This window comes from Budvicia aquatica DSM 5075 = ATCC 35567 (genome assembly GCF_000427805.1).
GTDB classification, from domain to species: domain Bacteria; phylum Pseudomonadota; class Gammaproteobacteria; order Enterobacterales; family Enterobacteriaceae; genus Budvicia; species Budvicia aquatica.
In genome coordinates this window covers 62,599-78,052 of record NZ_ATYS01000027.1, presented here as the reverse complement: position 1 = coordinate 78,052, position 15,454 = coordinate 62,599, and the positions used below count along the sequence as shown (strand labels likewise).

Below are 15,454 nucleotides of genomic sequence, written 5' to 3'. Positions count from 1 at the left end.
AGGTGGCTATGATACCGTCTTGTGAGTGCCCACACAGATTGTCTGATAAATTGTTAAAGAGCGGTGTTGTAGGGAGAAAACTTCCTGCAACACGGGCTGCGAATAATACGCTAACCCGTTAGAGAGTCAAGTGTTAAATCTCAGATTTATTCACCCACATCTCGGTCTGCGCGGCTGTTTGCCGTGTCAGAGGTTGCGCATTATAGGGACTCTGAGTCATCTGGCAAGTGCTAAATCGCAATTATTATCTGAACGCTTTATTTTTCGCCACATCAACGAATAAACGTACACTCTTAGGTTAATTACTGACAAAATACTGACTGATGCTTGTTATTTAGCACCGACAAATTAAATTATTCATCGATCATATGGAAAAATAACGTTTCTGATACATTATGATTTATTCCCCTTTTACAAAAAAGATAAGACTAAAGTGCTCATTCTAAGAGTGCGGACAAACCAACCTTAGACTTGATTATTAAGCCGCATCACCAGAAACATCGATAAAGGATGTAAATAATGCAATTTAACCTTCAGCAACAGGCCTCCCATCGTAATCTGTCTTATCTTGTTGCAGAAAAAATAGCGCTTCGCATCCTATCAGGGGAATTTGTTGCTGAAAGTATCCTGCCTGGTGAAAATGAACTGTGTGAAATCTATAACGTAAGCAGAACAGCGATTAGAGAAGCCGTTAAAATGCTTACGGCCAAAGGCATGTTACTGGCAAGACCTCGTATAGGTACCAGAGTTATGCCTAAGAGTTACTGGAACTTCCTCGATCAGGACTTGCTTTCATGGTGGATAACCCAAGATAACTTTTCAGAAGTTACGCAACACTTTGTCGTTTTACGAAAAGCTTTAGAGCCACAGGCCGCTGCATTAGCGGCAATACATGCCAGTAATGAACAACGTTATCAACTTTCACTGCTTATGGCTGAAATGCGATCTCTGCATAAGGTATTTGATGCCGAACAATGGGTAAGCGTAGACACTCAGTTTCATCGACTTATTTATAACGCCAGCTGCAATCCATTATTAATGTCATTTTCTAACTTATTTAGCTCTGTCTACCATACTTACTTTAGATCGGTGACTAATAATGAAGTTATAAAGCTGGAAGAGCATCAGTCAATTGTTGATGCAATACTAAAGAAAAACAGCACAGAAGCTCTAATAGCAACTCAGGAATTACTGGAAAAGGATATTTAGTTATTCCATTTTTTAGCAAAAATCTAGGATACTGAATGACCAAATCAGCACGTAGCGTCGCTGGCCTGCCCTGGATTGCAGCTATCGCATTTTTTATGCAGGCATTAGACGCCACCATATTAAATACAGCTATACCGGCCATTGCGAAAAGTCTTAACCACTCTCCGCTTGCAATGCAGTCTGCGATTATTAGCTATACCTTAACCGTCGCGATGCTTATCCCTATTAGTGGATGGCTGGCCGACCGTTTTGGCACTCGAAAAATATTTTTAATTTCTGTTTTCTTATTTGTTCTGGGATCGCTTTTTTGCGCCATGTCCCCCTCTTTATTGATATTGGTATTATCCAGAATAATGCAGGGCGTTGGCGGGGCGATGATGATGCCAGTCGCTCGTTTAGCTTTATTAAGAGCTTATCCACGCAGTGAGCTACTGCCTGTATTAAATTTTGTCACTATTCCCGGCCTTATAGGCCCGGTAATAGGTCCTTTACTCGGCGGATGGCTAGTTACTTATGCGACATGGCATTGGATATTTTTAATTAATATTCCCGTTGGTTTAATTGGCATGTTTTATGCTCGCCGCTACATGCCTGACTTTACAGCACCAAAACGTAAATTTGATCTGTTAGGATTTTTACTTTTTGGTTTAAGTCTGGTTATGCTATTGAGTGGTTTATCGCTTCTCAGTGAACGTATTGTTTCACCTTACGTGGCAATAGCGATTTTTGTCTCCGGCGTTATCTTGTTGTTATTGTATATAAAGCACGCCACCCTCTATACGCACCCTTTATTTAACTTATCGCTATTTCGCATACGGACATTCTCAATTGGCATCTTGGGCAACATCATTTCCCGATTAGGGACCGGTAGCATTCCTTTTTTAATGCCCCTCATGCTACAAATTGGCTTTGGTTATTCAGCCCTGATTGCCGGATGTATGATGGCCCCGACTGCGGTAGGGTCTCTTATCGCTAAATCTATGGTTACCCGAGTATTAGGCCGCTTTGGCTATAGAAAAACGCTGGTTGGTATCACCGCGCTTATCGGCCTGATGATTTCTCAATTTTCATTACAAACGGCCACAGAACAACTTTGGATGTTAGTTATTCCATTATTTATTCTGGGTATGGTGATGTCGACTCAGTTTACAGCGATGAATACCATCACATTAGGTGACTTAAATGATAGTAATGCCAGTCAGGGCAATAGCCTGATGGCAGTAACTCAACAGCTATCTATCAGCTTCGGAGTTGCCGTCAGCGCAACGGTTTTATATACATACCAGACATTTTCTCATGGCAGTACCGTTGATAATTTCCACTACACATTTATAACAATGGGGGTTATTACATTACTATCATCGTTAGTATTTATGATGTTAAAGCCGGGTGATGGCGATCATCTGTTAAGTTCTAAACGCCGCAGCTAGCCATAAAAAAGCTCTCTAAATTAAGAGAGCTTTTTTTACACTAAATATCTATCTGCGTTCCCAACTCTATTACCCGATTATGCGGGATTTTAAACTGATCCGGCGCCCTTAATGCATTGCGGTTAAGAGCCAGAAATAATTGCCCTCTTACTCTCAGATACCAAGGGCGTTTACCTAACTTAACTGACTCATGTGAAAGGAAGAATGATGTTTCTTCCATTCTAAATGAAAGCCCTTCCAGTCCGCATAAGTAAAAGATGTTCTCAACGTTTGGCGTTTCCTTATAACCATAACTCGTCACGACTCGCCAGAAAGAGGGAGATAGTTGCTCAATAGTCACCCGTTGAACATTATGAACATAAGGTGTATCTACTGTTTTTATCGTCAATAAGATCACCCTTTCATGTAGAACTTTATTATGCGTCAGGTTATGCAACAAGGAGAACGGGATAACATTAGTTGTCCTGATCATAAATACCGCCGTTCCCTTAACGCGGGTTGGCGGGTTCTTTTCTAATGAAGCTATAAGCGCTTCCAATGAATTACCATGCTCATTTAGCCGGCGTAATAACCTAAACCGCTCGCTCTTCCACGAAGTCATAATGATAAACATCACCAGTCCCAGAGTCAGCGGTAGCCACCCGCCGGAAAAAACTTTAACCGCATTGGCTGCGAATAAAGGCACATCAATAAACAGTAAAAGCGCCAATATGGTGACAGTCACAAAACGAGGCCAGTGCCAGTTTCTATAAGCAACTGAGCATGAAAGTATAGAAGTAATCACCATAGTACCCGTTACAGCAATACCATAAGCCGCAGCTAAATTACTTGAGTGTTTAAAGGTTGCAATAACGATAACAACCGCAATAAACAGCAACCAGTTAATAACCGGAATATAAATTTGCCCGGCTTCCATATCAGACGTATGCAAAATTCTCATTGGCGGCAAATAGCCTAAATGAACAGCCTGCCTTGTTAGAGAAAATACGCCTGAGATTACAGCCTGAGAGGCTATAACCGTGGCCAAAGTCGCAAGGATTAGTAACGGAATTAATGCCCAATCAGGCGCCAGTAAGAAGAACGGGTTTTTTATCGCTTCAGGATTTCTTAATAGCAAAGCCCCTTGCCCAAAATAATTGAGAACAAGACAGGGTAAAACAACGGTAAACCACGCATAGCGAATAGGCATTTTGCCAAAATGCCCCATATCTGCGTATAAAGCTTCAACGCCGGTGATGGCCAATACAACAGCACCCAACGCAAAAAAAGACAGCGATTTATATTCAAGAAAAAAACCTATCGCCCACATCGGGTTTAATGCCGATAGCACTTCAGGGCTGGCGATAATACTGCGGGCCCCCAGTAAGCCAATAACAATGAACCATATCAGCATTACCGGCGCAAAAACCTTACTCACGCCACCAGTACCATGTTTCTGGATACAAAATAAAATGGTTAAAACCAGAATTGCACAGGGAACAATATAAGGTTCCAGTGAGGGAGCTAAAAGTTCTAACCCTTCCATCGCAGACATCACTGAAACGGCTGGAGTAATAACCACCTCACCATAAAAAAAACTACCGCCAATTAACCCAATAATAACCACAAACGCAGTTTTTTTATCACTAGCATACCTTCCGGCCAATGACATTAAGGTTAAAATCCCGCCTTCACCTGCGTTATCAGCCCGCATAACAAAGCTAAGATACTTAAGCGAAACGACAATAATCAGCATCCAAAAAATCAAGGACAGGAAGCCAAATATAACATCGGGTTCAACGCCGAAGCCGTAATAACCAGAGAAACATTCCCTTAAGGTATAAAGAGGACTAGTACCTATATCACCATATACCACACCAATAGTCGCTAACATAGCCGCAGGTAATGGGCGTTTATTATCTGAACTTATCATTATTTTTTACCAGCTTTAGGTAGAACTGCCACACAGCACCATCGGCATAAAATAGAGTTGGCTTAAATATAAACCAAATATCAACATTTAACGTATTGTTGCCTACTTTTACCTAAAAATATTCAACAACAAAATATTTATACTGTTAATAACATTTACTAACGTTGTAAAAGTATTATTAATCATAGATCTGCTATAATTTTTTTTAGTCACTTATTATTTTATAAAATGTAATCATGCTTAAATCTCAAACAAAATCAGACAGAATAACTCGTTTAAGCAGCATACTCGAAACCGGGCTTTATGAACGTGAGCATACGGTAAGATTGTGTTTACTGGCTGCCCTCAGCGGCGAAAGTGTTTTTCTACTAGGCCCGCCGGGAATAGCTAAAAGCCTAATAGCTCGCCGATTAAAATATACCTTTAAACAGGCTAATGCTTTTGAATACTTAATGACCCGTTTTTCCACGCCCGAAGAGGTATTTGGCCCTTTATCTATTAAGGCATTAAAAGAAGATGGCCGTTATATAAGGCTCACAAAAAACTATCTGCCTGAAGCAGAAATCGTTTTTCTAGATGAAATTTGGAAAGCCGGGCCAGCTATTTTAAATACCTTACTGACGGCTATCAATGAAAGGCGATTTCGCAATGGGGATATGGAATCATCCATACCATTACGGCTCTTGATTACCGCTTCTAATGAACTTCCCGAAGATGACAGTAGTCTGGAAGCACTCTACGATAGAATGCTAATCAGAATATCACTAAATAATGTTCAAGAAAAAGATAATTTTTTATCGTTAATCAGCCATCAGGAAGATGAAAAAATAAGCCCTTCCATAGCCTCTTTAAGTATTAGCAATGAAGAATATTGGGAATGGCAACAATCCATCGGGACGGTAAAACTACCGGATGAAGTTTTTGAACTTATATATGGGCTTCGTCAGAACCTTGGGGCTATCAATAATGCACCTTACGTCTCAGACAGGCGTTGGAAAAAAGCAATTCGTTTACTGCAAGCCTGTGCCTTTTTTAGCGATCGTGAATCAATAAGCCCTATTGATATTATTTTATTAAAAGATTGCTTATGGCACGATCTTAATTCTTTATCGCTAATAGAGCAGCAAATAGAGCAGTTAATTACTGAACAGGCTTACCAACAACAAAGTATTATATTTCAAATTCAACAAATTAATTCGGACTGGATAAAATATCAGCAGCAGCAATCTAATCAGTTATCTTTAAAGGTTGAACGTAAAACAACATTGTTTAACCGTAAACAAATATATGTTCTTACTCATAATATTACAGAACCAAATATAACGTTATTACTACAAACACCACTAAAACTACATGGAATTGAAGTTACTCATATTCTAATAGAAAAACAGATACTTGAATCATGGCTAACTAAAGGTGAAGCATTAAAAGGTAAGCTCAATAGTATTGGTTTTTCACAATCATTAGACATTGCCGTTGATAACCAACAGCAGCTAATTATCAGAGATATCAGCCTAAATTCATCTACATTACATTTATCCGGCAATCAGCCCCATGTAAAAGTGCCGGAAGAACTTATTCAGCGGCTAAAAAATGTAGAATTTCGTCTCAGTGAACAACGTAAACGCTTTACTAACGCTCAGCCATGTCTGTTCATCAATAATCAATGGTTGGGCAAAATAGAAGAAAGCTTACTCGCTATATATGAAGAAATAGAAAAACAAAAGCAGCGTTTCTCCGGAATTAAGCCATAAATGCTGGACCTACAAACCGTAGAACTACTACTTTCAATCAGTGAAACCGAGCTGGTTGAAGAACTGCTTATAGGACTGCTAGCAGCTCCTCAGCTGGTTATTTTCTTTGAAAAATTCCCGGCAATTAAAAAAGCATTAAGTAAAGATCTATTGGTATGGAAGACAAAACTGGGGCTCAAGCTACAGCACGCTATTGTTCCTACTGCTATTTCAGATGAATTTTCACTTTATAAACAAACACTATCATTGAATAGCAGTCTATTTTTCAACCAATTACCTGACATTATTCAGCAGCTAGAATATTTAAATTCCCCATTTACACCGCAGGCTAAAAAGTTAGCCGCGACCATAGATAAAGCCAGCGATAGCTTTCAGAGTTTATTTATACGGAAATGGAGGACAAGCTTATCAACTCAGGTAACCACTTTACATCAATCACTTATTCAGGAAGATCTGGATCAGCTCATCGTTGAACTTCAGGAACGACTGGTAATAAACAGCGCCCTTGAACCTTTTCTGGTTGAGAATGAACAAAGTGCGGGTCAATTATGGGATATGACCCGCAGTGAAAAATATAAATCAGACAGCGATACTTTGATTGAATATGGAAAATTTCTCTCACAGCAGCCTGAGTTGCTAAAACTTGCTCAACAACTAGGAAGAAGCTATCAGGCTACATCAGTCGATCGCAAAGATATTCATTATGAAATATTCAGAACGATGGTTAGGGAACCCGCCACTCTGCCTGAAGGGGTTAATGGTATAAATCAAAGCGACGATATTGTACGTATTCTGCCAAGTGAAATGGCTTTACTTAATATTGATGAACTGGAATTTGAATTCTATCGCCGTTTTTTAGAACAGAGGCTTCTGACATACCAGCTAAAAGGTGAAGTTTGGCGGGAACAGGCTCGAACGAAAGCCGTATCAAAAATAGTGACCGATAAACAGGCCAGAGGTCCATTTATTGTCTGTGTTGATACATCCGGTTCAATGGGCGGATTTAACGAAAAATGCGCTAAAGCCTTCTGTCTTGCTCTATTACGTATAGCCATGGCCGATAACAGACGCTGTTATATATTACTATTTTCTACAGACGTTATTCATTATGAACTTACTTCAGACAGAGGTATCGCTGAAGCTATTCGCTTTTTAAGCCAGCGTTTTCAAGGCGGTACTGATTTAGCAGCTTGCCTGTCAGAAACTTTAGATAAAATTGATCAAAAGGATTGGCAGGATGCCGATACCGTGATTATTTCTGATTTTATAGCCCAGCGATTACCCGACGCTTTGGTTAGCCAGATAAAAAATAAACAAAAAAAACATAGCCACCGCTTTCATGCAGTGGCTATGTCTAAACATGGCAAACCAAATATAATGAAAATATTCGATCATATTTGGCGCTTTGATACCGGGCTTGGCCAACGGTTACGTCGCCGCTGGCAGATTAAAAATAATTAAAGCATGCAGTCTACGGTTTCACGTAATTCCGGAGTCCATACACCACATTGAACCTGTCCAATATGCTTTTGCTGCAGCAGTAACATAACTAAACGAGACTGACCAATACCACCACCAATAGTCTGTGGCATATCACCGCGTAATAACGCCTGATGCCATTCCAGTGATAAGCGAGCTTCATCATCGGTCAACGCCAACTGACGCTTTAATGTTTCGGCATCAACGCGGATCCCCATAGAAGAAAGCTCAAAAGCATCTTCCAGCACCGGGTTCCACACCAGAATATCACCATTTAAACCGCTGCCTTCAGTTCCCGGGCTAGTCCAGTCATCATAATCAGGAGCACGAACATCATGGGACTCACCGTGAGATAATTTACAGCCAATGCCGATTAGAAAAACAGCACCTAATTCTTTAGTAATTGCACGTTCACGGCCTTTTGCATCAAGATCTGGATAGCGTTGCAGAAGATCTTCACTGTGAACAAATTGAATTTCAGCGGGTAAAAAAGGCTTCAAACCAAATTCTTTTGCCACTGCGGCTTCAGTTTCTTTAATCGCTGAATATATTGTTCTAACGGTATCTTTCAAATACTCAGATGTCCGTTGAGTCTCAGACATGACTCTTTCCCAATCCCACTGATCTACATACACAGAGTGAATGGCGCTCAGGCGGTCTTCATCAGGGCGCAGTGCTTTCATATTGGTATAGATACCTTCACCTGCAGTAAAACCAAAGCGACCTAACGTCTGACGTTTCCATTTAGCCAATGAATGAACCACTTCAAAGGTAGCCCCTGGGATGGCTTTTACTTTTACCTGAACGGCTTTCTCACAGCCAGACAGGTTGTCCTGAGTACCATCGCCGACACGACTTAAAATAGGCGCCTGAACTTCGACTAAACCTAATTTTTGTTCCATCTGACGAGAGAAGAAAGACTTAACAAAAGTAATTTGCTGTTGTTTTTGAATGAAGGGCTGTTTCATAGTGTTTATCTCAGTGCTGTTATGTTGTATGTGTACATTAAGCAACAGAATGAGGTGATAATTCAATATTCAATAACAAATATAGCTATTATCATTTCAATTATTCATTTTTAAGGCTAGATTAATAAGAATAGTGCAATAAATGGAGTAAAAAATGGCCGATAATTACCAGATCGATAATTTGGATCGCAGCATATTGAATGAATTAATGAAAAATGCGCGTACCCCTTATGCTGAATTAGCTAAAAACTTCAACGTTAGCCCGGGAACTATTCACGTACGGGTCGAAAAAATGAAGCAGGCTGGCATTATTTTAGGGACTCAGGTTGAAATAAGCCCAAAGCAGTTGGGCTATGACGTCTGCTGCTTTATCGGCATTATTCTTAAAAGCGCTAAAGACTATCCCTCGGCGCTGGCTAAATTAGAAAACCTGGAGGAAGTCGTCGAAGCTTACTATACCACCGGACACTACAGCATCTTTATAAAGGTTATGACCCGCTCCATTGATGGGTTACAGCAAATACTTATCAACAAGATCCAGACCATCGATGAGATCCAATCGACAGAAACGTTAATATCCTTACAGAATCCTATAATGAGGACTATCAAACCATAATTTATTTTTTTATATACCCATATTATCCACAGGTAGATCCCAGCTGTTTCACAGCGTACAATACCGCTCTAAGCATCAATCCATGGGACTTATATGCCAGATATAACACTGATCAGCGGCAGTACTTTAGGCAGTGCTGAATATGTAGCTGAACATCTTGAAGAAAAATTGAATCAGGCTGGTTTTACGACAGAAGTCCTCCATGGCGCAGAACTTGATGAAGTAAAGAATGAAGGTATTTGGCTGGTAGTAACATCCACTCACGGGGCCGGAGAGATACCCGATAACCTCCTTCCTTTATTTGAACAAATAGAACAGCAGAAGATAGACCTAAGTCAGCTTAAGTTTGGAGCCATCGGTTTAGGTAGCAAAGAATATGACACTTTTTGCGGCGGGATCGTCACTGCCGAACGAATTTTGCAAGATCGTGGAGCAAAAAGGATCGGCGATCGACTTGATATTGACGTTACTGAACATGAAATACCCGAGGATCCTGCTGAAGTTTGGTTGGAAAATTGGATTATTTTACTCAGAAACGATTAATAAACGCGCAGTCAGTTGTGTATAACTATGCTTGAAACAGGTATCTAACCTGTAGTTATCCCAATAACAACTTAAACTCGAAACTAGGGTTGTGGATAACTAGCTATATTGCACTCAGCTTATACTGAATAAGATCACCGATCTTCCACAGCAAGCAAAGGGATCCAATAAACTGATCCCAAAGACAAATTATTCCTTATCCACAAGATCTATTGATCCTAATAGTAGATCCAATAAGAAGATCTCTAAATAAAAAGATCTTTCTTTAATTAAGCAGGATCCAAGGCAGTTGGACTAAACTTCAAAGTTAAGTAGAATCGCTGACCCAAGATCCTTTGACACGATCGACCGAACATCCTGAGGTGTAATACCATGTTTTATCCAGATCCCTTTGACGTCATCGTAATCGGTGGTGGTCATGCCGGTACAGAAGCCGCTATGGCAGCTGCCCGTATGGGTCAACAGACTCTTTTACTGACTCACAATATCGATACTTTAGGACTCATGTCCTGTAACCCGGCTATTGGTGGGATTGGTAAGGGACATTTGGTTAAAGAGGTGGATGCTCTTGGTGGATTAATGGCGCAAGCTATTGATAAGGCGGGAATACAATTTAGAACACTGAATGCAAGTAAAGGCCCCGCTGTAAGAGCAACCCGTGCTCAAGCCGATCGTGCATTGTACAAACAGGCCGTTAGATCCGCATTGGAAAACCAGCCAAACCTAATGATCTTCCAACAGCCGGTTGAAGATCTGATTGTTGAAAATGATAAAGTGGTCGGTGCGGTAACTAAGATCGGACTTAAATTCAGAGCTAAAGCCGTTGTTTTGACCGTGGGGACCTTTTTGGACGGTAAGATCCATATTGGTCTTGAGAACTACAGCGGTGGCAGAGCTGGTGATCCACCTTCGATCGGTTTATCACAACGCTTACGCGAATTACCACTGCGGGTAAATCGTTTAAAAACGGGTACACCGCCAAGAATTGATGCACGTACAATTAATTTTGATATTCTGCAGCAACAGCACGGTGATACCCCGCTACCGGTTTTCTCGTTTATGGGAAATGTGGAACAACATCCGCAGCAGATCCCATGCTATATCACCTACACTAACGAAAAAACCCACAGTGTGATCCGTAGTAATTTAGATCGCAGCCCGATGTATGCCGGGATCATTGAAGGGATCGGCCCAAGATATTGCCCATCGATCGAAGACAAAGTTATGCGTTTTGCCGATCGAGATTCACATCAGATCTTCTTAGAACCCGAAGGACTAAACAGCAACGAAGTCTATCCAAACGGGATTTCTACCAGCCTGCCGTTTGACGTTCAAATGCAAATAGTCCGATCGATGATCGGAATGGAAAATGCCCGGATCGTGCGTCCTGGTTATGCTATTGAATACGATTTCTTTGATCCTCGCGATTTAAAACCTACTTTAGAAAGTAAGTTTATCGGTGGACTATTCTTTGCTGGACAAATTAATGGAACCACCGGTTATGAAGAGGCTGCCGCTCAGGGCATCCTTGCCGGACTTAATGCTGGGCGCTATTCATCTGACAAAGAAGGATGGTCACCGCGTCGTGATGAAGCTTATATTGGCGTTCTGGTTGACGATCTAAGCACGCTGGGAACGAAAGAACCTTACCGTATGTTTACCTCTCGTGCTGAATATAGGCTAATGCTGCGTGAAGATAATGCGGATCTTCGCCTGACTGAAATAGGCCGTAAGTTAGGATTAGTTGACGATCTTCGTTGGGAGCACTTTAGCCGTAAACAAGAACTGGTTGAACTTGAACGCCAGCGCCTGAGAAGTATTTTGGTTCATCCTAATATGAATCAGGTTGACGAAATTAATGCATTATTAAAAACGCCACTTTCTAAAGAAGCAACCGGTGAAGAGCTGTTAAAGCGTCCTGAAGTCGATTATGCAACGTTATCAGCATTACCCCTGTTTTCCCCAGGGCTGTCAGACCCACAGGCTGCAGAACAGGTAGAAATCCAGGTTAAATACGAAGGCTATATCAGCCGCCAACAGGGCGAAATTGAAAAACAGTTACGTAATGAGAGTGCTGTTTTACCTCCGGATCTGGATTACAAACTGGTATCAGGGCTTTCAAATGAAGTAAGCGCTAAATTAAATGACCATAAACCAACCTCAATAGGCCAAGCATCGCGGATCTCTGGTATTACACCGGCCGCTATCTCTATTTTATTGGTATGGCTTAAAAAGCAGGGCATGCTGCGTCGTAGCGCTTAAGGAAAAGGTTGTGAAAAATCAATTTAACAGACTGTTAGCCTCAGCCAATATTGTGTTGACCGATCTCCAAAAGGAGCAGCTTCTGGGTTATGTGGCTTTATTGCACAAATGGAATAAAGCTTACAATTTAACTTCGGTACGAGATCCTCAACAAATGCTGATTCGCCATATTATGGACAGCATTGTGGTTAATGCCCATTTACAGGGAAAAAGCTTTATTGACGTTGGTACCGGACCCGGATTACCCGGGATCCCGCTGGCTATTGTTCGCCCTGATTCTCACTTTACTCTTCTGGATAGTTTAGGTAAGCGTATCCGGTTTATTCGTCAGGTGATGCATGAACTGGAAATAACCAACGTAACGCCGGTACAGAGTCGAGTTGAAGAGTTTTCTGCAACTGATGGCTTTGACGGCGTGATTAGCCGGGCTTTTGCCTCTCTTCAAGATATGCTGAGTTGGTGTCATCATCTACCGGCTAAAGAGAAGGGTAAATTTTATGCGCTGAAAGGCATTGTTTCTCAGGAAGAGTTAGATCGGCTACCTGACGGTTTTCACGTTGTCGATATTGTCCGTCTGGATGTTCCAGAACTCGATGGTGAACGTCATCTGGTTATTATATCTGGATGAAAAATAATCAGCTGAGTGATTATTTTTCTATAGATTGAATTATTTGTGCTTTGATAAAAAAAATTTAATCGTTAAATAAAATGAGTAAATCTGAATAAAAATTGCACAGCGACAAAGTTTGAGATTACAAAATATTAACAATAAGTAAGCATTTCTTTTTATGTGTATCTGTTGTGTGTTAATGCTAGAATTCGATCGTGTTTTGATAACTCTAAAGTAGTAATTGGCGTTGTTGAATCCTTTCAGGTGAGATATTCAACATAAACCTAATTATTATTAACAACATAAGTCTTTTTTGCGCCTTTGTTTGAATCTGATTTTTTTGTGTGATTAGCTTCACAAAAGGATAATTAATCAAAGCACGTTTAACATTATTAGTAATAATAAGCCGCGTTGGCTCGATGTGTAGCAAAAAATGATTTTTTATAGTTTTAAACACTTGTTCACTTTTTTGTTACTTAAATATTGAATTAGCTGGGCTCCACCGTATAATCCAATCGCTTTTGCTGGCTTGACTCCGGCGGATAAAGACAGTTTTATACAGTACTCAGTTTCTACTTTTTAAGTAGATTGAAAGCTCAAAGAGAATAATTGCCATGTCTGTAGTGCTTTATGATTCAGTAACAGCCCGCAGACTCTTGTTAGTTCAATTTATCGTCGTTATCCTGCTTAGCGCCGTTTTTTGTATTAACAGCCAAAAATGGGATATTTCTGCTTTTTTGGGTGGTTTGTCTGCCTGTTTGCCTAATGTCATGTTCTTGTTTATTACGTGGCGGCATCAGGATAAAAAACAGGCCTATGGTCGACTAGCTTGGTCGTTTGTTATCGGCGAAGTTGTTAAAATTATTTTGACCATCGTTTTGTTAGTTGTAGCACTGGCTGTGTTTAAGGCTGAATTTTTGCCTCTTAGTGTGACTTACTTAACGGTGTTGATCGTACAAATACTGGCGCCAGCCGTAATAAATATTTTTCGTCATTAATTGATAACCAAAGGGTGAGAGGCATTATGTCTGCATCAGGGGAAATATCTAGTCCAAAGGATTACATCAGCCACCACCTGAATAACCTTCAGTTGGATCTGCGTAGCCTGGAACTTGTTCAACCGGGGAGCGATTCTCCAGGTTTCTGGACAATTAACATTGATTCGATGTTCTTTTCCATTGTTCTTGGGTTATTGTTTCTGTACATCTTCCGCCGTGTCGCTGTCAAAGCCAGTAGTGGTGTACCTGGAAAACTCCAGTGTGCAGTAGAACTTATTATTGGTTTTGTTAACGGTACTGTAAAAGACATGTATCAGGGTAACAGCAAGGTGATAGCGCCGCTGGCCCTTACCGTGTTTGTCTGGGTTTTCTTGATGAATGCCATGGACTTACTGCCAATTGATTTACTTCCTTATATTGGCGAGCATGTTTTCGGACTACCGGCACTGCGCGTAGTTCCTACCGCTGACGTAAGCATTACTCTTTCTATGGCAATTGGCGTGTTTATTTTGATTCTGTTTTACAGCATCAAAATGAAAGGCATTTCAGGTTTTGTTAAAGAACTGACAATGCAGCCGTTTAATCACTGGGCGTTTATCCCTATTAACCTAATTTTGGAAGGCGTTAGCTTGCTATCCAAACCTGTTTCCCTCGGTCTACGACTGTTCGGAAACATGTATGCGGGTGAGTTAATTTTCATCCTGATTGCTGGTCTGCTTCCTTGGTGGTCACAGTGGCTCCTTAATGTCCCTTGGGCAATATTCCACATACTGATCATTACGTTACAGGCCTTTATTTTTATGGTTCTGACGATTGTTTATCTCGCGATGGCATCTGAAGAACATTAATATTCACAACCCTGCTAAGTTTTAACTGAAATAAACTGGAGACTGTCATGGAAAACCTAAATACGGATCTGCTGTACATGGCTGCTGCTATAATGATGGGCCTAGCTGCAATCGGTGCTGCAATCGGTATCGGCATTTTGGGCGGTAAGTTCTTGGAAGGTGCCGCTCGCCAGCCTGATCTTATCCCATTACTGCGTACACAGTTCTTTATCGTTATGGGTCTAGTTGACGCCATCCCGATGATTGCTGTTGGTTTGGGTTTATATGTAATGTTCGCAGTCGCGTAACGTTAGATTTTGAAACCACACCAAATCGTTAAATTAGAAAGAGGCATTGTGCTGTGAATATTAACGCAACAATCCTCGGCCAGGCGATAGCGTTTGTCCTGTTTGTCTGGTTCTGTATGAAGTACGTATGGCCACCAATTATCAGTGCCATCGAAAAGCGTCAAAAAGAAATTGCTGACGGCTTAGCTTCTGCAGAACGAGCTAAAAAAGATCTGGACTTAGCGCAAGCCAATGTGACCGACCAGTTAGCTCAAGCCAAGGCTGACGCTCAGGTGATTATCGAGCAAGCTAATAAGCGTAAAGCTCAAATAGTCGACGAAGCTAAAGTTGAAGCTGAACAAGAACGCTCTAAGATTCTTGCTCAGGCTCAGGCTGAAATAGACGCAGAACGCAAACGTGCGCGTGAAGAATTGCGTAAGCAAGTAGCTATGCTGGCGATTGCTGGTGCTGAGAAAATTATCGAACGTTCCGTGGATGAAGCTGCTAATAGCGACATCGTTGATAAACTGGTCGCTGAACTGTAAGGAGGGAGGGGCAG

The 15,454-nt window shown here is 41.1% G+C and carries 14 protein-coding genes; 12 read left to right on the top strand and 2 right to left on the bottom strand.

Translation table 11 applies throughout. The features are described from left to right. The first annotated feature begins 519 nt into the window (after positions 1 to 519). Positions 520 to 1,209, top strand: coding sequence for a FadR/GntR family transcriptional regulator (locus YWE_RS0112315; protein WP_029094813.1), 690 nt, complete (start codon positions 520 to 522; stop codon positions 1,207 to 1,209). Positions 1,210 to 1,244: 35 nt separating this feature from the next. Then, positions 1,245 to 2,639 carry a multidrug transporter subunit MdtD gene (gene mdtD / locus YWE_RS0112310; RefSeq protein WP_029094812.1) on the top strand — a complete coding sequence of 465 codons (1,395 nt, stop codon included), beginning with the start codon at positions 1,245 to 1,247 and terminating at the stop codon, positions 2,637 to 2,639. A 40-nt stretch (positions 2,640 to 2,679) separates the two neighbouring features. On the opposite strand, the gene kup is transcribed toward mdtD, so the two are convergent. After that, on the bottom strand, positions 2,680 to 4,551 hold the full coding sequence (gene kup, locus YWE_RS0112305) for a low affinity potassium transporter Kup (protein WP_373875650.1): 1,872 nt from the start codon (positions 4,549 to 4,551) through the stop codon (positions 2,680 to 2,682). 236 nt (positions 4,552 to 4,787) lie between these two features. Between kup and ravA the strand changes: the two genes are divergently transcribed. Both ravA and viaA read left to right on the top strand, forming a co-directional pair. After that, positions 4,788 to 6,305: an ATPase RavA gene (gene ravA, locus YWE_RS0112300; RefSeq protein ID WP_029094810.1), complete on the top strand. Its 1,518-nt coding sequence runs from the start codon at positions 4,788 to 4,790 to the stop codon at positions 6,303 to 6,305. Continuing rightward, positions 6,306 to 7,766 carry an ATPase RavA stimulator ViaA gene (gene viaA, locus YWE_RS0112295; RefSeq protein WP_029094809.1) on the top strand — a complete coding sequence of 487 codons (1,461 nt, stop codon included), beginning with the start codon at positions 6,306 to 6,308 and terminating at the stop codon, positions 7,764 to 7,766. Here viaA and asnA read toward each other — a convergent pair. Continuing rightward, positions 7,763 to 8,752 carry an aspartate--ammonia ligase gene (asnA, locus tag YWE_RS0112290; protein WP_029094808.1) on the bottom strand — a complete coding sequence of 330 codons (990 nt, stop codon included), beginning with the start codon at positions 8,750 to 8,752 and terminating at the stop codon, positions 7,763 to 7,765. The two genes, viaA and asnA, sit on opposite strands and share 4 nt — an antisense overlap. Positions 8,753 to 8,906: 154 nt before the next feature. Between asnA and asnC the strand changes: the two genes are divergently transcribed. The 8 genes from asnC to atpF all read left to right on the top strand — a co-directional run bounded on the left by asnC (position 8,907) and on the right by atpF (position 15,440). Continuing rightward, positions 8,907 to 9,368: a transcriptional regulator AsnC gene (asnC, locus tag YWE_RS0112285; RefSeq protein WP_029094807.1), complete on the top strand. Its 462-nt coding sequence runs from the start codon at positions 8,907 to 8,909 to the stop codon at positions 9,366 to 9,368. A gap of 93 nt (positions 9,369 to 9,461) precedes the next feature. Continuing rightward, positions 9,462 to 9,911, top strand: coding sequence for an FMN-binding protein MioC (mioC, locus tag YWE_RS0112280; protein ID WP_029094806.1), 450 nt, complete (start codon positions 9,462 to 9,464; stop codon positions 9,909 to 9,911). 372 nt (positions 9,912 to 10,283) lie between these two features. Beyond that, positions 10,284 to 12,173: a tRNA uridine-5-carboxymethylaminomethyl(34) synthesis enzyme MnmG gene (gene mnmG / locus YWE_RS0112275; protein ID WP_029094805.1), complete on the top strand. Its 1,890-nt coding sequence runs from the start codon at positions 10,284 to 10,286 to the stop codon at positions 12,171 to 12,173. Positions 12,174 to 12,183: 10 nt separating this feature from the next. Then, positions 12,184 to 12,801, top strand: coding sequence for a 16S rRNA (guanine(527)-N(7))-methyltransferase RsmG (gene rsmG, locus YWE_RS0112270; protein ID WP_029094804.1), 618 nt, complete (start codon positions 12,184 to 12,186; stop codon positions 12,799 to 12,801). 596 nt (positions 12,802 to 13,397) lie between these two features. Next, entirely contained in the window at positions 13,398 to 13,781 is a 384-nt protein-coding gene (gene atpI, locus YWE_RS0112260) for a F0F1 ATP synthase subunit I (protein ID WP_029094802.1), read from the top strand. Positions 13,782 to 13,807: 26 nt separating this feature from the next. After that, positions 13,808 to 14,629, top strand: coding sequence for a F0F1 ATP synthase subunit A (gene atpB, locus YWE_RS0112255; RefSeq protein WP_029094801.1), 822 nt, complete (start codon positions 13,808 to 13,810; stop codon positions 14,627 to 14,629). Positions 14,630 to 14,676: 47 nt separating this feature from the next. Then, positions 14,677 to 14,916 (top strand): F0F1 ATP synthase subunit C, encoded by a 240-nt coding sequence (atpE, locus tag YWE_RS0112250; RefSeq protein ID WP_029094800.1) that lies wholly within the window; start codon positions 14,677 to 14,679, stop codon positions 14,914 to 14,916. A gap of 53 nt (positions 14,917 to 14,969) precedes the next feature. Then, positions 14,970 to 15,440, top strand: coding sequence for a F0F1 ATP synthase subunit B (atpF, locus tag YWE_RS0112245; RefSeq protein ID WP_029094799.1), 471 nt, complete (start codon positions 14,970 to 14,972; stop codon positions 15,438 to 15,440). Positions 15,441 to 15,454: the final 14 nt, after the last annotated feature.